The 18,357-nt window shown below is 69.1% G+C and carries 13 protein-coding genes and 1 pseudogene; 8 read left to right on the forward strand and 6 right to left on the reverse strand.

From position 1 onward, the window contains the following. Positions 1 to 7: 7 nt before the first annotated feature. The 4 genes from gsiB to HWX62_RS12380 form a co-directional block, all read right to left on the reverse strand. Entirely contained in the window at positions 8 to 1,570 is a 1,563-nt protein-coding gene (gsiB, locus tag HWX62_RS12365) for a glutathione ABC transporter substrate-binding protein GsiB (RefSeq protein WP_175928299.1), read from the reverse strand. 103 nt (positions 1,571 to 1,673) lie between these two features. Further along, positions 1,674 to 3,575, reverse strand: coding sequence for a dipeptide ABC transporter ATP-binding protein (locus HWX62_RS12370; RefSeq protein ID WP_175928298.1), 1,902 nt, complete (start codon positions 3,573 to 3,575; stop codon positions 1,674 to 1,676). A gap of 26 nt (positions 3,576 to 3,601) precedes the next feature. Next, positions 3,602 to 4,600: an isoaspartyl peptidase/L-asparaginase gene (locus HWX62_RS12375; protein ID WP_175928297.1), complete on the reverse strand. Its 999-nt coding sequence runs from the start codon at positions 4,598 to 4,600 to the stop codon at positions 3,602 to 3,604. Then, positions 4,597 to 5,541 carry a MurR/RpiR family transcriptional regulator gene (locus HWX62_RS12380; RefSeq protein WP_175928296.1) on the reverse strand — a complete coding sequence of 315 codons (945 nt, stop codon included), beginning with the start codon at positions 5,539 to 5,541 and terminating at the stop codon, positions 4,597 to 4,599. Before HWX62_RS12380 ends, HWX62_RS12375 begins: the two co-directional genes overlap by 4 nt. A gap of 471 nt (positions 5,542 to 6,012) precedes the next feature. Between HWX62_RS12380 and HWX62_RS12385 the strand changes: the two genes are divergently transcribed. The 5 genes from HWX62_RS12385 to HWX62_RS12405 all read left to right on the forward strand — a co-directional run bounded on the left by HWX62_RS12385 (position 6,013) and on the right by HWX62_RS12405 (position 13,678). After that, a complete protein-coding gene (locus HWX62_RS12385; protein ID WP_175928295.1) occupies positions 6,013 to 7,284 on the forward strand; it encodes an MFS transporter in 1,272 nt (423 codons plus the stop codon). 27 nt (positions 7,285 to 7,311) lie between these two features. After that, positions 7,312 to 9,732 (forward strand): glycoside hydrolase family 31 protein, encoded by a 2,421-nt coding sequence (locus tag HWX62_RS12390; RefSeq protein ID WP_175928294.1) that lies wholly within the window; start codon positions 7,312 to 7,314, stop codon positions 9,730 to 9,732. Between the two features lie 118 nt (positions 9,733 to 9,850). Further along, the gene (locus tag HWX62_RS12395) at positions 9,851 to 11,038 is read left to right on the forward strand and encodes a porin (RefSeq protein ID WP_175928293.1); all 1,188 of its coding nucleotides are present in this window, start codon (positions 9,851 to 9,853) and stop codon (positions 11,036 to 11,038) included. A gap of 310 nt (positions 11,039 to 11,348) precedes the next feature. Continuing rightward, complete coding sequence (locus HWX62_RS12400) at positions 11,349 to 13,370, forward strand: BCCT family transporter (protein ID WP_175985145.1); 2,022 nt, start codon at positions 11,349 to 11,351, stop codon at positions 13,368 to 13,370. Beyond that, positions 13,367 to 13,678 (forward strand): hypothetical protein, encoded by a 312-nt coding sequence (locus tag HWX62_RS12405; protein WP_175928291.1) that lies wholly within the window; start codon positions 13,367 to 13,369, stop codon positions 13,676 to 13,678. Before HWX62_RS12400 ends, HWX62_RS12405 begins: the two co-directional genes overlap by 4 nt. Positions 13,679 to 13,795: 117 nt before the next feature. On the opposite strand, the gene HWX62_RS12410 is transcribed toward HWX62_RS12405, so the two are convergent. After that, entirely contained in the window at positions 13,796 to 14,644 is an 849-nt protein-coding gene (locus HWX62_RS12410) for a class I SAM-dependent methyltransferase (RefSeq protein ID WP_175928290.1), read from the reverse strand. A gap of 162 nt (positions 14,645 to 14,806) precedes the next feature. Here HWX62_RS12410 and HWX62_RS12415 point away from each other — a divergent pair, with 162 nt between their 5' ends. From HWX62_RS12415 to HWX62_RS12425, 3 genes are all read left to right on the forward strand, one after another. Beyond that, positions 14,807 to 16,270 carry a metallophosphoesterase gene (locus HWX62_RS12415; RefSeq protein WP_175928289.1) on the forward strand — a complete coding sequence of 488 codons (1,464 nt, stop codon included), beginning with the start codon at positions 14,807 to 14,809 and terminating at the stop codon, positions 16,268 to 16,270. Beyond that, on the forward strand, positions 16,267 to 17,652 hold the full coding sequence (locus HWX62_RS12420; RefSeq protein WP_175928288.1) for a cytochrome c peroxidase: 1,386 nt from the start codon (positions 16,267 to 16,269) through the stop codon (positions 17,650 to 17,652). Before HWX62_RS12415 ends, HWX62_RS12420 begins: the two co-directional genes overlap by 4 nt. 96 nt (positions 17,653 to 17,748) lie before the next feature. Then, positions 17,749 to 18,027, forward strand: coding sequence for a hypothetical protein (locus tag HWX62_RS12425; protein ID WP_175928287.1), 279 nt, complete (start codon positions 17,749 to 17,751; stop codon positions 18,025 to 18,027). Between the two features lie 87 nt (positions 18,028 to 18,114). Here the strand turns inward: HWX62_RS12425 and HWX62_RS33075 are convergent. Continuing rightward, positions 18,115 to 18,276, reverse strand: a pseudogene (locus tag HWX62_RS33075) (PLP-dependent aminotransferase family protein); the annotation flags it as partial. Positions 18,277 to 18,357 lie beyond the last annotated feature (81 nt).

The following is an 18,357-nucleotide window of genomic DNA, read 5'->3' on the forward strand; positions in this document are numbered from 1 at the left end:
ACCGCCGTCATTTCAGCGAGATCTCGTCGAAGTTGAACGAGCCGTCCGGCATCACGTACGCGCCCTGCAGCCGCTTGCTGCGCGCATACACGATCTTCTCCTGCACGAGGAAGATCCACGGCGCGTCGGCCCAGATCTGCTTCTGCGCATCGGCGTACAGCTCGGCCTTCTGCGTGCGGTCGACCGTCTCGAGCGCCTTCGTCAGGTCGCCGTCCACCGTGTCGTTCTTGTAGTACGCGGTGTTGACGAGCTTCGGCGGCGCCGACGCGCCGGCCAGCAGCGGCGTGATCGCCCAGTTCGCCTCGCCCGTCGACGACGACCAGCCGATGTAGTACATCCGCACCGGCGCCTTCGCCGGATCCGGCGCGCTCTCGACCTTCGCGACGCGCTCGCCGGCTTCCAGCGCCTGCACCTGCACCTTCACGCCGACCTGCGCGAGCTGCTGCTGCACGAACTGGATCGCCTTCTGCGACGTCGAGTTGTTATAGGCGGACCACAGCGTCGTCTCGAAGCCGTTCGGATAGCCGGCTTCCTTCAGCAGCGCCCGCGCCTTCGCCGGGTCGTACGGCCAGGGCCCGAGCTTCGTCGCGTAGTCGACGCCCTGCGGCACCACGCCGGTCGACGGCGTCGCAAAGCCGGAGAACGCGACCTTCGCGAGCGCTTCCTTGTTCACCGCGTAGTTCAGCGCCTGGCGCACCTTCGGGTTGTCGAACGGTTTCTGCAGCATGTTCAGCGACACGTAGCGCTGCACGATCGACGGGCGCTCGACGACGTCGACCTTAGGATTGCTCTTCAGGTCGGCCGCCTGCTCGAACGGAATGCGGAACGCGAAATCGGCCTCGCCCGTCTTCATCAGCGCCGCGCGCGTGTTGTTGTCGACCACCGGCTTCCAGTCGATCGCGTCGATCTTCGGGTAGCCCTTCTTCCAGTAGCCGGCGAACTTCTTCACCTTCAGGTCGTCGGTCTGCTTCCACTCGACGAACTCGAACGGCCCGGTGCCGACCGGATGCAGCGCGATGTCGCGGCCCCACTTCTTCAGCGCGGCCGGCGAGATCATCACGGCCGACGGGTGCGCGAGCGTGTTGATGAACGCCGAGAACGGCTCGCGCAGCGTGACCTTCACCGTGGTCGGATCGACGGCCTCGGTCTTCTCGATCACGCGGAACATGTTGTAGCGCTTCAGGTGGTTCGCGGGATCGGTCACGCGGTCGAAGTTCGCCTTCACGGCCGCCGCGTTGAAATCGGTGCCGTCGTGGAACTTCACGCCCGAGCGCAGCTTGATCGTGTACGTCTTCGCGTCGGGGCTGGCTTCATAGCCGGTCGCGAGCACGTTGACGAGCTTCATGTCCTTGTCGAAGCCGAACAGCCCCTGGTAGAACGACTTGACGACGGCCTGCGACACCGTGTCGTTCGCGTCGTACGGGTCCATCGTCGTGAAGGTCGAATCCACCGCCATCACCGCGGTCTGCTGCGCGTACGCGGGCAGCGCGGCCGACAGCGCGAACGCGCCGGCGAGCGCGACGAGGCATGCGCGCGGACGAAACATCGGAAACGGATGCTGCTGGATCATTTTGCTGGGCTCCTATCGGTGAATCGGTGACGCCTCACGGGCGTTTCGGTTTCGACTGCCTGCTGGTTCGCATGCCGTCATCACGGCGCGCGACTCCCACTACTCAATACGCGCCGCCGACGCGATGCGTCGCGACGTAATGATCAGGGCCGACCGCGACGAGCGGCGCGACGACCGGCTCGTCGCCGACCGCGCGGATCGGGCTCGGAATCTCGTCCGCCGCGAGTTGACGCGGCGCGTGCCGGCGCGCCGGGTCGGCCACCGGCACCGCGCTCATCAGCTTCTTCGTGTACGGATGCTGCGGCGCCTCGAACACCGCGCGGCGCGGGCCGATCTCGACGATCTGGCCGAGATACATCACCGCGACGCGATGGCTCACGCGCTCGACCACCGCCATGTCGTGCGAGATGAACAGGTATGCGACGCCCAGCTCGCGCTGCAGGTCGAGCATCAGGTTGACGATCTGCGCCTGCACCGACACGTCGAGCGCCGACACCGATTCGTCGGCGATCACGACCTTCGGGTTCAGCGCGAGCGCACGCGCGATCGCGATCCGCTGGCGCTGGCCGCCGGAGAACTCGTGCGGATAGCGGCGTGCGGCCTCCGGCGGCAGGCCAACCTTGTCGAGCAGCCAGTCGACGCGCGCCTGCGCGTCGCTGCCGCTCGCGACGCCGTGCACGAGCAGCGGCTCCATGATCGAGAAACCGACGGTCAGGCGCGGGTTCAGCGACGCGAACGGGTCCTGGAAGATGAACTGGATGTTGCGGCGCAGCGCCTGCAGGTCCGCGCCCTTCAGCGCGCTGATGTCGCGGCCGTCGAATTCGATCGAACCGCTTTGCGATTCGACGAGGCGCAACAGCGAGCGGCCGGTGGTCGACTTGCCGCAGCCCGATTCGCCGACGAGCGCGAGCGTCTCGCCCGCGCGCAACTCGAAGCTCACGCGCTCCACCGCATGCACGTATTGCGACACGCGGCCGAACACGCCGGTCTTCACCGGAAAGCGCGTGACGAGATCGCGCACGCGCAGGATCGGCGGCGCGGCGTGATCGATGGCCGGCTGCGACGCGTCGTTCGCGACGGATGCCGTGGTCGGCGCCGCCGCGCTCGTGCCGTCCACCTTCAGCAGCGGGAATTTCTCGGGTACGTCGGTGCCCTGCATCGAGCCGAGCCGCGGCACGGCCGCGAGCAGCGCCCGCGTGTAGCGATGCGCGGGCGTCGCGAAGATGCGGTCCGATTCGCCCTCCTCGACCTTCTCGCCGCGATACATCACGAGCACGCGGTCGGCGACTTCGGCCACCACGCCCATGTCGTGCGTGATGAAGATCACGCCCATGTTCATTTCGTCCTGCAGCCCGCGCACGAGTTGCAGGATCTGCGCCTGGATCGTCACGTCGAGCGCGGTCGTCGGCTCGTCGGCGATCAGCAGCGCGGGCCGGCACGACAGCGCCATCGCGATCATCACGCGCTGCCGCATCCCGCCCGACAGCTGGTGCGGATAGCGGGCGAACACGCGGCGCGCTTCCGGGATGCGCACGAGGTCGAGCAGCCGCAGCGCTTCCGCGCGCGCGTCGGCCGCACTCTTCGACTGGTGCAGCGCGATCGCCTCGCTGATCTGGTCGCCGACGGTGAACACCGGGTTCAGCGACGTCATCGGCTCCTGGAAGATCATCGCGATGTCCGCGCCGCGGATGCCGCGCATCGTCGCGGCACTGGCCTGCGCGAGATCGACGAGCGCGCCGCCGCGGCGCCGGAACGCGATCCGGCCGCTCGTGATCTCGCCGCCGCCGTGCTCGACGAGCCGCATCAACGCAAGCGACGTGATCGATTTTCCGGAGCCCGATTCGCCGACGATCGCGAGCGTCTCGCCGCGATCGACGTGAAACGACACGTTGCGCACCGCGTCGAACGTCGCGTTTTCGCGGCGGAACGTGACCGACAGGTCGTCGACGGCGACCACGCGCTGCTCGGGCAGCACCAGGGTCGACGGGTTACGGCTCGAAGTCATGACGTATCTCCTCGTGCGATCCGGAATCAGGCCGCGTCGTCGCGGTAGATGCCGACGACCGGCGCTTCACCGACGCGCGCGTAGCCGCGGTACATCCCTTCGGTGTTGAACGGCATCGCGACGTTGCCCTGCGCGTCGACCGCGATGATCCCGCCGCGGCCCGCCAGGCGCGGCAGCTTGTTCATCACGACGTCGTGCGCGGCGTCGGCGAGCGACGCGCCGCGATACGCGATCTGCGCGGCGACGTCGTAGGCCGTCGCGAGCCGGATGAACATCTCGCCGGTGCCCGTCGACGAGACCGCGCAGGTCGCGTCGTCCGCATAGCAGCCGGCGCCGATGATCGGCGAATCGCCGACGCGCCCCGGCTGCTTGTTCGTGATGCCGCCCGTCGACGTCGCCGCCGCGATGTGGCCGTTCAGGTCGCACGCGACCGCGCCCACCGTGCCGTGCTTGCGGTCCGGATCGAGCGGCTCTGCCGGCTGCGGCTGCGGCTGCGACTGGCCGAACACGAACGTCGCCGCATCGTGATCGAGCATCGCGCCGGCCGCCGCGCGCGCCTTCAGCCACTGCGCATGCCGCGATTCGGTGTCGAAGTAGCCGGGCTCCGCGAGCTCGAGCCCCTGCGCGGCCGCGAACGCATCGGCGCCCGCGCCGGCGAACAGCACGTGCTCGCTCGCCTCCATCACGCGTCGCGCGGCGAGCACCGGATTGCGCACGCGGGTCGCGCAGCAGATCGCGCCGGCGCCGAGCGTCGCGCCGTCCATGACCGCCGCGTCGAGTTCGTGCGTGCCTTCGGCCGTATAGACGGCGCCGCGCCCGGCGTTGAACAGCGGGCAATCCTCGAGCATCCGCACCGCGACGGTGACGGCGTCGAGCGCGCTGCCGCCATCGGTCAGCACCTGTTGCGCGGCCTGCAGGATCGCGGTGAGTTCGGCGCGGTACCGGCGTTCGGTGTCGGTATCCATCGCTTCGCGCAGGATCGTGCCTGCGCCGCCGTGAATCGCGACGATCGCGGGTGAGGTCATGATTTTTTCGGACGAGGGGAAGAAGGGTTGGCGGCCGGCAAAGCCGCTTGCGGCTGCACGAGCCACGGCAGCAGGAATTCGGTCATCTCGGCGGCGGATTTCGCGGACCGGTGCGTGCGCAGCGCGACCGCATCGATCAGCGCCTCGATCATCGTGAGCACGGCGGCTTCCGAGGTGGCCGCGAAACGCCGCTCGGCCTTCACGTACAGGTTCATCCACGCGATCGGCGCGAGCGGCGATTGCGGGCCGTCGGTGATGCCGAGCACGCGCGCGCCGCGCGCCGCCGCGCGACGGGCCAGTTCGATCGTGTCCTTCACGTAGCGCGGACACGCGAGCGCGATCACGAGATCGCGCGCGTCGGCCGTGTACAGGCGCCGTGCCGCATGCGACGGGCCGCCCAGCAGCGCGAGCGATTGCACGTTGTCGTGGCACACCGACAGCCCGTGCTCCATCAGCCCGGCGAGGAACGCGCTCGACCCGGCGCCGAGAATCAGCACGCGCCGCGCGCCGACGATCGCCTCGACCGCCGCCTCGACGTCGGCCGCATCCAGTTGCGCACGCGTGTTCTCGATGTTGGCGGCAGCCTGGTCGAACACCGCGTCGATCCAGGCCGCGCCGCGTACGCCGGACTCGTGCTCCTGCGCGGAACGCAGCCGTTCGACCGGCCCAAGCGTGGCCTCGAAGCCGCGCACGAGCGCCGCGCGCATCGCCGGATAGCCGTCGAAACCGAGCGCCTTCGCGAAGCGGTTCGCGGTCGCGATCGACGCATTCACGGCCTGCGCGAGCTCGTCGATCCGCATCGTCGCCGCGCGAAACGGGTTCGCCAGCACGAATTCGCCCATGCGCCGGTGAATCGGCGTCAGCAACGGCATTGCCGACGCGATCCGCTCGGCGATCGCGGGTTCGTCGTGGCTGGCATCGTGCGGAACGAGAGGCGTCATGCGAAGGGTCGTTGCAAGGTTCGATGAAAATGAATTTACACAATCCGCTTTCCGAAAAGAAATAAATTTTCATCAGGGTTGTCACGCCCGATCCGGCGTCCGCCGACCGCCCGGACGAGCACCCGGCCCTTCCCGCGGGCCTTTGCCGGGCGACCGCCCTGCGCGACCGCTCGCGCGCCGGCACCCGTTCACCGGGAAAACCCCGAGTACGTTCGTTCGAATGCAGATTCCCGTTGACCGGATTCGCATTCGAACATAGGATGTTCGAAAATGATCAGTCGTCAGATAACATTGCAGCTCGATGACGACGAAATGTTCGCTCGAACACCGTCATTTCGATATCGCGTGGCCAAACCGGCGCATATCAAGATCGGACATCGTACGAATAAAACGAAACGAGCCATCCCGGACGGATGGCCTTCACGGACCGGGCAGGCGCCGTGCGCCCGCCCTCCCTGACAGGAGACAGCAGTGAAGACAGTCAAGGCGTTGCGCTGGTGGATCATCGTGCTCGTGTGTCTCGGCACGATCCTCAACTACCTCGCACGGAATTCCCTCGCGGTGCTCGCGCCCGAGCTCAAGCAGGTATTCGCGATCTCGACGCAGCAATACTCGTACATCGTCGGCGCGTTCCAGATCGGCTACACGATCATGCAGCCGGTATGCGGGTTCATCGTCGACCTGATCGGGCTGCGGCTCGGGTTCGCGCTGTTCGCGATGCTGTGGTCGGTGGTCGGCGTCGCGCACGGCTTCGCGTCGGGCTGGCTGTCGCTCGGCATCCTGCGCGGCTTGCTCGGCCTGTTCGAGGCGGCCGCGATTCCGTCGGGGATGAAGGCCGTCGCCGAATGGTTTCCCGATCGCGAGAAATCCGTCGCGGTCGGCTACTTCAACGCGGGCACGTCGCTCGGCGCCGCGATCGCGCCGCCGCTCGTCGTGTTCATCTCGATGCGATTCGGCTGGCAGGCCGCGTTCATGGTCACCGGCGCGCTCGGCTTCGTCTGGGCCGCGCTCTGGTACACGCAGTACCGCTCGCCGGCCGACCATCCGCGCATCACGCCGCGGGAGCGCACGCTGATCCGCGAAGGCCAGGCCACGATGCCGCCCGTGTCGAAGCGCCGCATTCGCGACGTCGTCACCGCGCGGCGCTTCTGGGCGATCGCGCTGCCGCGCTTTTTCGCGGAACCCGCATGGCAGACCTTCAGCTTCTGGATTCCGCTGTACCTCGCGACGGAGCGCCACATGCCGCTCACGCAGATCGCGGTATTCGCGTGGATGCCGTTTCTCGCGGCCGACCTCGGCGGCATCGCGGGCGGCTACCTGTCGCCGTATCTCGCGAATCGTTTCAAACTGCCGCTCGTGTGGTCGCGCGTCGCCGGCGTCGCGCTCGGCGCGGTGCTGATGCTCGGCCCCGCGATGATCGGGCTCGTGTCGTCGCCGTACGCCGCGATCGCACTGTTCTGCGTCGGCGGCTTCGCGCACCAGATGATCTCCGCGCTCGTCAACACGCTGTCGGCCGACGTGTTCGATCCCGAGGAAGTCGGCACCGCCAGCGGCTTCGCCGGGATGGCCGCGTGGATCGGCGGCCTCGGCTTCTCGCTGCTGGTCGGCGCGCTTGCCGACAAGATCGGCTATGCGCCGCTGTTCGCGTGCCTCGGCCTGTTCGACATCGTCGGCGTCACGCTGCTCGCGGTGCTGATCCGCGGCCAGTCGAAGCAGGAACGCCTGCTCGCGCAGCACGCCTGACATCCGTTTTCACCAGGAATCGCATTCATGACTTCGCTCCTTCATCCGCCCGTGTTCCGCGTCGCCAGCCACCACGCGAACCGCGTGCTGCTCGCGTCCGATACGGGCGCCACTCTGGAAATCTTCGTGCTCGAGGACGACATCGTGCGGGTGCGCGTGCTGCCCGACGCGACGGCGCGCAACCCGCGCACGTGGACGATCGCGCCCGGTCTCGACGACGTGCCGCTCGACGGGCGCGACCGCCTCGACCTGAGCGGCTTCGCGCTCCCCCACTACGCATTCGCCGAGGACGACGGCGGCGTGCGCATCGAAACCGCGCGGATCCGGCTCACGGTGCGCCGGCAAGGCGGCCATTGCACGTGGTCGATGCGCGGCGCGGACGGCACATGGCGCGTCGCGCTCGCCGACCGCGCGACGCAGGCGTACAACTTCGGCTGGTGGGACGATCGCGCGTATCACTACGTCGCCCGCGAGCGCGGCGACAAGGTGTTCGGCCTCGGCGAACGCGCAGGCGAACTCGACCGCACGGGCGCGCGCTTCGAGATGCGCAACATCGACGCGATGGGCTACAGCGCGAAGCACACCGACCCGCTGTACAAGCACATCCCGTTCTACATCACGTGGTCGCCCGATGCGTGCCAGGGGTTCGGGCTGTTCTACGACACGCTGTCGGACTGCTCATTCGACATGGGCCGCGAGCTCGACAACTACCACGGGCTCTATCGCTATTTCGTCGCCGAGCACGGCGATCTCGACTACTACTTCATCGCGTCGCCCGATACGCCGCTCGCGGCCGCACGGCGCTTCACGTGGCTGACCGGGCGCCCCGCGCGCACGCCGAAATGGGGGCTCGGCTATTCGGGCTCGACGATGAGCTACACCGATGCGCCGGACGCGCAGCGGCAGATGAACCGGTTCGTCGAGCAGTGCGACGCGCACGACATCCTGTGCGATTCGTTCCATCTGTCGTCGGGCTATACGTCGATCGGCGCGAAGCGCTACGTGTTCAACTGGAACCGCGACAAGTTTCCCGATGCGAAGGGCTTCGTGCGGCACTACCGCGCCCACGGCATCCGCCTGTGCGCGAACATCAAGCCGTGCCTGCTGCGCGACCATCCGGCCTTCGACGAGGCCGCGCGGCGCGGGCTGCTGATCCGTGCCGCGTCGGGCGAGCCCGCATGGGTGCAGTTCTGGGACGAAGTCGGCGCGTACATCGACTTCACGCAGCCGGACGCGTACCGCTGGTGGCGCGAGCAGGTCACGTCGGCGCTGCTGGAATACGGGATCGAGTCGACCTGGAACGACAACAACGAATACGAGATCTGGTCGCCCGACGCGATCGCGCACGGCTTCGGCCAGCCGTTCCCGGCGCGCGAGGCGAAGGTGCTGCAGACGATGCTGATGATGCGCGCGTCGCGCGACGCGCAGCGCGCGCATGCGCCGGCTCGGCGGCCGTTTCTCGTGTCGCGCTCCGGCGGCGCGGGCATGCAGCGCTACGTGCAGACGTGGTCGGGCGACAACACCACGTCGTGGGAAACGCTGCGCTACAACCTGAAGATGGGCCTCGGGCTCGCGCTGTCGGGCGTGTCGAACATCGGCCACGACATCGGCGGCTTCTCCGGCCCCGCGCCGTCGCCCGAATTGCTGCTGCGCTGGGTGCAGTTCGGCATCTTCATGCCGCGCTTCAGCATCCATTCGTGGAACGACGACGGCACCGTCAACGAGCCGTGGATGTACCCGGAGATCACCGCGCAGATCGCGTCGCTGATCAAGCAGCGCTATCGGCTGCTGCCGTACCTCTATCACCTGCTGTGGCTGTCGACGACGCGCTACGAGCCCGTGCTGCGACCGACCCTGGCCGATTTCCCCGGCGATGCGCGCTGCTACGACGCATGCGACGACATGATGCTCGGCGACGCGCTGCTGGTCGCGCCGGTCGTCGAGCCCGGCCAGACGGCGCGCACGGTGTACCTGCCGTCGGGCGCGCGCTGGACGTGCTGCGCGAGCGCGCAATCGTTCGACGGCAGCGCGAGCGTGACGCTGCCCGCGCCGCTCGACACGCCGGTGATGCTGCTGCGCGAAGGCCGCGTGCTGCCGCTGAACGTCGCCGAACAGCATTTCGGTGCGCGCGCCGATACCCGCGGCTTCCTGGTCGCACCGCGCCTCGAGGATGGCGTCGCGTACGGCGAATGCATCGAGGACGACGGCGAGACGGAAGCATGGCGCGACGGCGAATACGGACTCTGGCGCATCGAGACCGGCCGCGAGGCGTCGGGCGTGCTCGGCGTGTCGATCCGCTGGGACGGCCGCCCGGCACGCCCGGCCGAGCGCGTCGAGATCCTGCTGCCCGCGTCGCTGCAAGGCGCGATTGCCGTGCGCGGCGCGCGTGTCGAGCAGGACGCGCAGGACGGCGCATGGCGCCGCCTCGTCGTCGCGTTCGACCGCTGAACCGCTGCGACTGAAGCAGACCGATCAGGCGGGCCGTTCGCGCGGCCCGCCGCCTGCCACAGAGGAGGCAGCCCACCTCCCGCCCCCTTGAAAAGATGAAGAGACCCGGAGATCGACAATGAAAGCACCCGTCAACCGCTATGCAATCCTGATTTTATCGGCCGCGTCGTTCGGCACGACCGCAGCGCACGCGCAGAGCAGCGTCACGCTGTACGGCGTCGTCGACGATTCGCTCGCGTACGTGAACAACCAGCAGGGCCACTCGAACGTCTACATGCGCGACGGCAACCTGTACGCGTCGAAGTTCGGGTTGCGCGGCGACGAGGATCTCGGCGGCGGCACGCACGCGATCTTCGACCTGCAGGCCGGCTTCAACCTGAATACGGGCGCGCAGGCCGCCGCCGGCACGCTGTTCAATCGCCAGGCTTTCGTCGGCCTGCGCAACGCCGGCTACGGCACGGTGACAGCCGGCCGCCAGTACACGCCCTACTTCCTGTTCGTCGGCCCGTACGCGTCGAGCAGCTGGCTGACCGGCGCCACCGGCGCGCATCCGGGCGACATCGACGGCCTCGACACGACGATCCGCGTGAACAACTCGGTCACCTACACGTCGCCGACCTACGCGGGGCTGACCGCGAGCGCGATGTACGCATTCGGCGGCATTGCCGGCGCGACCGGCAAGGGCAACACGTTCAGCGCCGCGCTGCGCTACGCGAACGGGCCGATCGGGATCGCGGCCGGCTACCTGCGGATCAACAGCTCGGGCTCGTCCGCGGGCTTCCAGAACCCGGCCATCGCGTCGTCGGGCAGCTTCGCCGTGTCCGTGCTGAACCAGGGCTACCTGAGCGCGAAGGCCGTCGAGCAGGTCGCGGCGGCCGGCAACTACACGCTCGGCGACCTGACGATGGGGCTCAACTATTCGAACGTGAAGTACCTGCCCGGCAACGGCTCGGCCTTCACCGACACGGCCGTGTTCAACACCTACGGCGCGCTGGCCGCGTATCGCTTCACGCCGACGTTCTCGGTGGCCGGCGCGTTCGCGTACACGCTTGCGTCGAAGGCGAACGGCGTCGCGAGCGCGGCCCGCTATCAGCAGTACTCGCTGAAGGAGTCGTACAGCCTGTCGAAGCGCACGACGCTCTACGCGCTGCAGGCGTACACGCATTCGAGCGGGCAGACGCTCGGCGCGCAAGGCGCCGGACACATCGTCGACGCGGCGCCGATCGTCGGCGATTCGCAGCAGCTCACGCCGTCGACGACGCACGGCCAGTTCGTCGGCATGGCCGGGATCGCCGTCACGTTCTGAACCCGCCCGACGGCGCTTTCCGCGCGCCATCTCCGGCCCCGGACGATGCGCAGGCCGTGCGCGCCGTCCGGGTACCCGATCCGCGTTCGTCGCTGCGTTTTCCCCGCCTTGCCGGCCCGCCGCGTGCACCGCGCGGGTTTTCCCGATCGCCCCGATACCTTACAATCCGTCAGGTTCATTCCTGCTGCATGCCCCCTTCTTGCAGTCCTGACACCGCGGTACACTCGACGCACGCCGTATCAGGGTCCGACGCGCGACACGCGTGCCGGGCGGCGTCGCGCCTCGTTGCGCCCACAACTGGATGCCCGCCATGCCGGATTCCCGTCCCTCGCCCCGCACGACATTCAAGCCTCAGGTCGTCCTGCCCGCGCTCGCCGTGATCGGTGCGCTACTCGTCGTGTGCGCGCTGCACCCGAGCGAAGCCGGCGCGCTGTTCTCCGCCGGCCAGCAATGGGTCGTCGCACGGTTCGACTGGTTCTACGTGCTCGCCGTCACCGGCTTCCTCGTGTTTCTCGTGCTGATTGCCGCGAGCGATTTCGGCAATATCCGGCTCGGCCCCGACGATGCCGAACCCGAATTCAGCTTCGTGTCGTGGACGGCCATGCTGTTCGCGGCCGGCATGGGCATCGGCCTGATGTACTTCGGCGTCGGCGAGCCGATGCAGCACTTCCTGAAGCCGCCGACCGTCGCGCCCGGCACGCCCGCCGCCGCACGCGAGGCGATGCTGATGACCTTCTTCCACTGGGGCTTCCACGCGTGGGCGATCTACGGGTTGATGGGGCTCGTGCTCGCGTACTTCGGCTTTCGCTACAACCTGCCGCTGACGCTGCGCTCGGGGCTGTATCCGGTGCTGCGCGAGCGCATCAACGGCTGGATCGGCCACGCGGTCGATGCGTTCGCGCTGGTCGGCACGGTCGCGGGCATCGCGACGACGCTCGGCTACGGCGTGATGCAACTGAGCGCGGGCCTGCATACGGTCGCCGGGTGGGACACGGGCAGCAACCTGTTCCGCATCGGGCTCGTCGCGCTGGTCGTGCTCCTCGCGGGCGTGTCGGCCGCCACCGGCCTCGACAAGGGCGTGCGCCGGCTGTCCGAGCTGAACCTGCTGCTCGCGTTCCTGCTGCTCGCCTTCGTGGTCGTCGCGGGGCCGACGGCTTTCCTGCTGCGCGCGCTGGGCGACAACATCGGCCAGTACCTGTCGAGCCTCGTCGACCTGTCGTTCCGCACCTATGCGTATGCGCCGCCGCGCGAGGAAGGCTGGTTCGGCGGCTGGACGATCCTCTACTGGGCGTGGTGGGTGTCGTGGTCGCCGTTCGTCGGCATGTTCATCGCGCGCATTTCGCGCGGCCGCACGATCCGCCAGTTCGTGATCGGCGTGCTGCTCGTGCCGACCGCGTTCAACCTCGTCTGGATGACCGTGTTCGGCAACAGCGCGATCTGGCTCGATACGCACGGCGCGGCCGGCGCGCTCGCGCAGACGGCGACCAACGTCGATGCGCTGCTGTTCCGCTTCTTCGATTTCCTGCCGTTGCCGCAACTGCTGTCGATCGCCGCGATCGTGCTGATCGCGGTGTTCTTCGTCACGTCCGCCGATTCGGGCGCGTTCGTGATCGACCAGATCGCGACGCGCGGCAACGCGCATTCGCCGGTCTGGCAGCGGCTGTTCTGGGCCGCGCTGCTCGGCGTGACGGCCGCGGTGCTGCTCGTCGCGGGCGGGCTCGGCGCGCTGCAGGCGATGACGCTGATCGCCGCGCTGCCGGTCGCCGTCATCATGCTCGCGCTCTGCTACGGGCTGTGGCGCGGGCTCGCCGCCGACCGTGCGCACTATTCGCAGGACGTTGCGCCCGCAACGAGCTTCTGGACCGGCCAGCACTGGCGCCATCGCCTGACGCACATCCTGCGGCAGACGACCGAGGCCGAGGCGCGCCAGTTCGTCGCGGAAACGGTCGAACCGGCGCTGCGCAAGGTCGCCGACGAGCTGCGCGCGAGCGGCGTCGATGCGCACGTGCAGCGCGACAGCGACGATGCGGTGCGGCTCACCGTGCCGACCGCCGAACACCGCGATTTCGTGTACGGCGTGCGCGTCACCGCGAAATCCGCGGCCGCGTTCCTCGTGCGCGAGGCGGCCGGGCCGGACGAGGCGCGTGCGCACGTCCATGGCGTCGTCACGTTCTTCGAGGACGGCCGGCTCGGCTACGACATCGAATACCTGCGCGGCGACGAAGTGATCGCCGACGTGCTGCGCCAGTACGAGCGCTACGTGTCGCTCGCGGCAGACACCCGCACGCACCTGCTGAGCCGGGCGCCGGGGCATGCGACGGAGGCCGAATGAGCGGGCTGCTGCAAAGCCGCGCCGCCGACGTCATCGCGCTCGGTACGCTCGCCGTGCTGTACCTCGGCGGCGCCGCCATCGCGCTGTGGCGGATCCGCGCCGCGGCACCGCGCGGCAAGGCCTACTGGATCGTCTGCGCGGCGCTGCTTGCCGGCGGCGCCGTCGCGATGGGCGGCAACCTGACGCCGGTGCCGAACAGCGGCGAAATGCCGCCCGGTTTCGCGCTCGGCGCCGAGGCCGTCCTGCTCGGCCTTGCACTGGCGGCCGGTGGCTGCGCGTGGCTGATGCTGCGCGCGCGCAAACGCTGACGCACGCGGGGCGCGCGGCCCCGTTTCGTCACGCGGGCACGATGACGTGCATGGCCAACGAGCGGCCACGACTTCGCAGATCCGCTTCCGCGGCTTTCGCGGCTTTCACCCCCTCCGTCATATGGACGGCGCGCGCGCCGTCACGAGCCAGCACGCCGCATCGAAACGCACCTCGGCACCGTGCACGTAGCGCTCGAACGCCGCGCGCATCGTGTCGATCACGCGCCGCCGCGTCGCTTCGTCCGTCTCCGGCAACGCCAGACCGACCGGGCCCAGCCGGGCAAGGTAGTCGTCCAGCGCGGACGCCGGCAGCACGCACGCCCGGTCGACCGGCTCGATCGCAACGTCGGCCCAGCCGCTGTCCGACAGCACCGACGCGACCCGCTGCCGGTCGCCGAACGCGAACTGCCCGGGGGCGCCGGGCTTCCGCACGGGCAGGTTCGGCAGCAGCGGCGCGGCCGCCCGCTCGGCCGTCGTCATGAACGGGTTGTCGGCTGCGCCGCGCCACGCGACGAACCGCATCTGCGCGCCCGGCTCCGCCGCCTGCCGCAGGTTCGCGAACGCCCGCACCGGATCGTCGAAGAACATCACGCCGAGACGCGACACGATCAGGTCGACGCTCGCCGGCTCGAACGCATGCGTCTGCCCGTCCGCGCAGACGAACCGGGCGTGCAGCCCGCTGCGTTCGACACGCGCCCGGGCGGCGTCGATCATCCGCGCCGAAATGTCGATACCCGTGCATTGCGCGTTCGCGCCGAGCCGCCGCGCGATCGCGAGCGTGACCGCGCCCGTGCCGCAGCCGACATCGAGCACGCGCGTGGCGGACGACGCTGCCGCCGCATCCGCCAGCAGCGTTTCGAACGGCTCGAACATCCGGTCCAGCAGCGCCTGCGCATCGACCCACGCGCGCCCCGACGGACCGTTCCATAGCGCCGATTGCACTTCGTTGGGCCGGTTGGCTTCCATCGTCGATCCCCTTCCGATTCGTTGATGACGAACCGGACTGTGCCGCTTCAAGCCGGCTTGAAGTCAAGGCCGGCCACTGCGCGCCCGTGCCGCGCCCGTTTTCACATTTCTTACATTCGTGCTGCGTATCGTTGACGACTTTCCTACGGTGCCGCCCCTCCCATGCGACGATTCCTCTCGCGCGCGCTGCTCGTGCGCTGCGTTCCCCTGGTTGCCCTCGCCGCGCTGTCCGCGTGCTCGAATCACATCGATTCGCCGGACGATCCGGCCAGCGCGTCGGCCAACGTCCAGGCCGCATGGGTCGAGATCGGCGATGCGAACCAGGCGATCGCGCGCGTCGTCACGAACTACACGCCCGCGTCGGCCGGCGATCCGACGTGCCCGCAACTGGCCGTCGACGGCAAGCTGTCGCGCATGGCGTTGCGCGCCGGCGCCGCGACCGTCGCGCAGCGGCCGACCGCCAGCGACCCGGCCGATTCGAAACCGTCGAGCTTCCCGGTGTCCGTCTGCGAAACCACGCTGCCGGCCGGCGCACAGGCGGCGAGCGTCGCGGGCCGCACGCTGCCGCTGCCGAAAGCGCAGCCGCAGCGCATCGCGATCATCGCCGACACGGGCTGCCGGATGAAGAAGGCCGACAACGCGTGGCAGGCGTGCAACGATGCCACGGTCTGGCCGTTCGACACGATCGCGGCCAGCGTCGCGAAGCTGTCGCCCGATCTCGTGCTGCACGTCGGCGACTACCACTATCGCGAGAACGCATGCCCGCCGGACATCGCCGGCTGCAAGGACAGCCCGTGGGGCTACGGCTGGGATACGTGGCAAGCCGACCTGTTCCGCCCGGCCGCGCCGTTGCTCGCGAAGGCGCCGTGGGTCGTCGTGCGCGGCAACCACGAGGAATGCGCGCGTGCGGGCCAGGGCTGGTTCCGCTTCCTCGACCCGCGCCCGTATTCGGCCGCACGCTCGTGCGACGATCCGGCCAACGACAACAACGCGAACTACTCGGAACCCTATGCGGTGTCGCTCGGCGGCGGCTCGCAGGTGATCGTGTTCGACACCGCGAAAGTCGGCCGCACGCCGCTCAAGACGACCGACGTGCAATTCGGCATCTACCAGAAGCAGTTCCAGACGGTCGCATCGCTCGCGTCGAAGGCCGGCATGACGACGACGATCTTCACGAACCATCATCCGATCCTTGCATTCGCGCCGATCGCCGGCAGCACGCCGGCGCCGGGCAACCTCGCGTTGCAGTCGGTGATGTCGAGCCTCAACGCGCAGGCGTACTACCCGCCGGGCGTGCATGTCGCGCTGCACGGCCACGTGCACGATTTCCAGGCGATCAACTTCTCGTCCGGACACCCGGCGACGATCGTGTCCGGCAACGGCGGCGACAACCTCGACGTCGCGCTGCCCGACCCGTTCCCGGCCGGCCTGACGCCCGCTCCCGGCGCCGTGATCGATCGTCTGTCGCACAACAACAGCTTCGGTTTCCTGATCATGGAGCGCAATGCCGCGCCGGCGACGGGCTGGGTGTTCCGCGCGTATTCGGCGGCCGGCAAGCTGCTGGCGTCGTGCAATCAGTCCGGCAGGACGCTCGCCTGCGACAAGACGGGGTTCATCGCGCCGTGAGTGACGCAGTCCGATGTGACGGCCACGGCGTGCACGGCCGGCAGACGCTGCAGCGTGTAATCCCGGTCGCCCTCGCCGCGCTGACCCTCGCGGCCCATGCCGCGCCGACCGAAACGGTCCTGCTTCCCGGCGCGCCGCCGTCGCGCGTCGTCGACACGATCGGCAACGGCACACCGCAGGTGACGAGCAAGATCGACGCGGCCGCCGCGCGCTTCGCGCCCGACCCGACGCTCGTCGCGCTCGGCCGCCGGATCTTCTTCGACGCGCGGCTGTCCGAGCCGCGCGGCATGTCGTGCGCCGGCTGCCACGATCCGGGCCGCGCGTTCGCGCCGACGCTGTCGGCCGCGTCGCTCGCGGGGCCCGGCGTGCCGGAAGGTAGCCGCCCCGGGCGCTTCAGCCAGCGCAATGCGCCGTCGCTGCTGTATGTACGCTACGTGCCGCGCCGCCACTTCTATCAGGATGACGATGCGCCCGCGCCGTCGCCGTTCGGCGGACTCTTCAGCGACGGCCGCGCGGATACGCTCGCCGAGCAGATTCGCGGGCCGCTGTTCGATCCGAACGAGATGAACAACCGGTCGCTGGCCGCGCTGCTGCGCAAGGTCGACGCGACCGAGCTCGCCACCGACCTCGCCGCGCGCTTCGGCGCGCCGGTGCGGCGCGACCCCGAGCAACTGGTGCGCGCGCTGGGCTCGGCCGTCGAAGCCTATCTACAGAGCGACGAGATGGCACCGTTCACGTCGCGCTTCGACGCGTTCCTGCGCACGCGCAAGCCGCTCGCGCCGGCCGAGATGCGCGGCCTCGCGCTGTTCCGGAATCCGGACAAGGGCAATTGCATGACCTGCCATACGCTGTCGGACACGTCGAGCCGCCCGGAGCGCTCGCTGTTCACCGATTTCGGCTACGACGCGATCGCGGTGCCGCGCAACCGTGCATTGCCGGCGAACCGCGATCCGCGCCATTTCGACAACGGGCTGTGCGACACCGCACGGCGGCTGCGCTGGCCCGAACCGACGCAATGGTGCGGCTACCTGCGCACGCCGGGGCTGCGCAACGTCGCGGTCAAGCAGACGTTCATGCACAACGGCGTGTTCACGACGCTGCGCGACGCGGTCGCGTTCTACAACACGCGCTCGACCGATCCCGGCTTCTGGTATCACGGCGCCCAGACGTTCGACGACGTGCCGGCCGCCTATCGCGGCAACATCAACGTCAACTCGACGCCGATGAACCGCCGGCCCGGGACGCCGCCCGCGCTGACGGACGCGGAAATCGACGACATCGTCGCGTTCCTCGGCACGCTGACCGACGCGCGCTACACGGGCAGCGCCGCCCCGGCCGTCCCCGCGGCCCGGGTCACGCGCGCCGCCGCGCCGGTGCGCTGACCCTGGCCGAACGGCCAGCCGACGCGCGCCCGCTTGCGGTTACCGCAAACACTGGTTATATTTACAGTACTGTATTTATGAACAGTGAGGTGCGCGATGGAACATCTGGTCCGGATCGTCAACGACACCGATCGCCAAGTGCTGGCGTGGCTTCGTGCCCAGGTCGGCGATGCCCGCGTCGAGCGCGCGGCGCGTCAGCTCGGGCATACGCGCAAGCCCTTTCCGTCGGCCGTGTGCCGGTATCTGGGCATGAGCGCGCCGGCCACGCTGCGCCCGGCTGCCGTCCGGCCGCGCGTGGCACGCGATTTCTCGGTCGGCGATCGCTATCTGTCGCTGATTCGCCAGCACCTCGCCACGCACGCGGTCGGCCGATGAAATGGCGGCGGCTTGCCGCTTCGGTACCGCGTCCGGCCGGCGCACTCGCGTATTCGGAAATCCGGCCCGCTGCCGCCGTCGCGCTTGCGCGGCCGCCATGGCTTCCCGTACGAGGCGGCCGAATGTGCCGAACGCTGCCTCGTGCGCCGCATCGAATACCCGCGTGCAGGCGAGCCGGATATAGCCGTCGAGGCGGTCCGAATTCGAGAAGATCGAACCGGGCGCGATCTTGACGCCATGCGTCAGCGCGCCCGTGCAGCGCCACAGGTCGGGGGGCGAAAGTGAAGATGGAATGACAGGTGTGCGGCCCGGCGCGAACCGGGCCGCTTC

Origin of the sequence: Burkholderia sp. BCC0506 (assembly GCF_902833145.1) — a bacterium.
Classification (GTDB): Bacteria; Pseudomonadota; Gammaproteobacteria; order Burkholderiales; family Burkholderiaceae; genus Burkholderia.

Excerpts from the sequence above, each read along its gene's own strand:
- HWX62_RS12410 (WP_175928290.1), bottom strand. The coding sequence starts at position 14,644 with ATGGAAGCCAACCGGCCCAACGAAGTGCAATCGGCGCTATGGAACGGT.
- HWX62_RS12380 (WP_175928296.1), bottom strand. The coding sequence starts at position 5,541 with ATGACGCCTCTCGTTCCGCACGATGCCAGCCACGACGAACCCGCGATC.
- HWX62_RS12415 (WP_175928289.1), top strand. The coding sequence starts at position 14,807 with ATGCGACGATTCCTCTCGCGCGCGCTGCTCGTGCGCTGCGTTCCCCTG.
- HWX62_RS12370 (WP_175928298.1), bottom strand. The coding sequence starts at position 3,575 with ATGACTTCGAGCCGTAACCCGTCGACCCTGGTGCTGCCCGAGCAGCGC.
- HWX62_RS12395 (WP_175928293.1), top strand. The coding sequence starts at position 9,851 with ATGAAAGCACCCGTCAACCGCTATGCAATCCTGATTTTATCGGCCGCG.
- HWX62_RS12425 (WP_175928287.1), top strand. The coding sequence starts at position 17,749 with ATGGAACATCTGGTCCGGATCGTCAACGACACCGATCGCCAAGTGCTG.
- HWX62_RS12400 (WP_175985145.1), top strand. The coding sequence starts at position 11,349 with ATGCCGGATTCCCGTCCCTCGCCCCGCACGACATTCAAGCCTCAGGTC.
- gsiB (WP_175928299.1), bottom strand. The coding sequence starts at position 1,570 with ATGATCCAGCAGCATCCGTTTCCGATGTTTCGTCCGCGCGCATGCCTC.
- HWX62_RS12390 (WP_175928294.1), top strand. The coding sequence starts at position 7,312 with ATGACTTCGCTCCTTCATCCGCCCGTGTTCCGCGTCGCCAGCCACCAC.
- HWX62_RS12375 (WP_175928297.1), bottom strand. The coding sequence starts at position 4,600 with ATGACCTCACCCGCGATCGTCGCGATTCACGGCGGCGCAGGCACGATC.
- HWX62_RS12405 (WP_175928291.1), top strand. The coding sequence starts at position 13,367 with ATGAGCGGGCTGCTGCAAAGCCGCGCCGCCGACGTCATCGCGCTCGGT.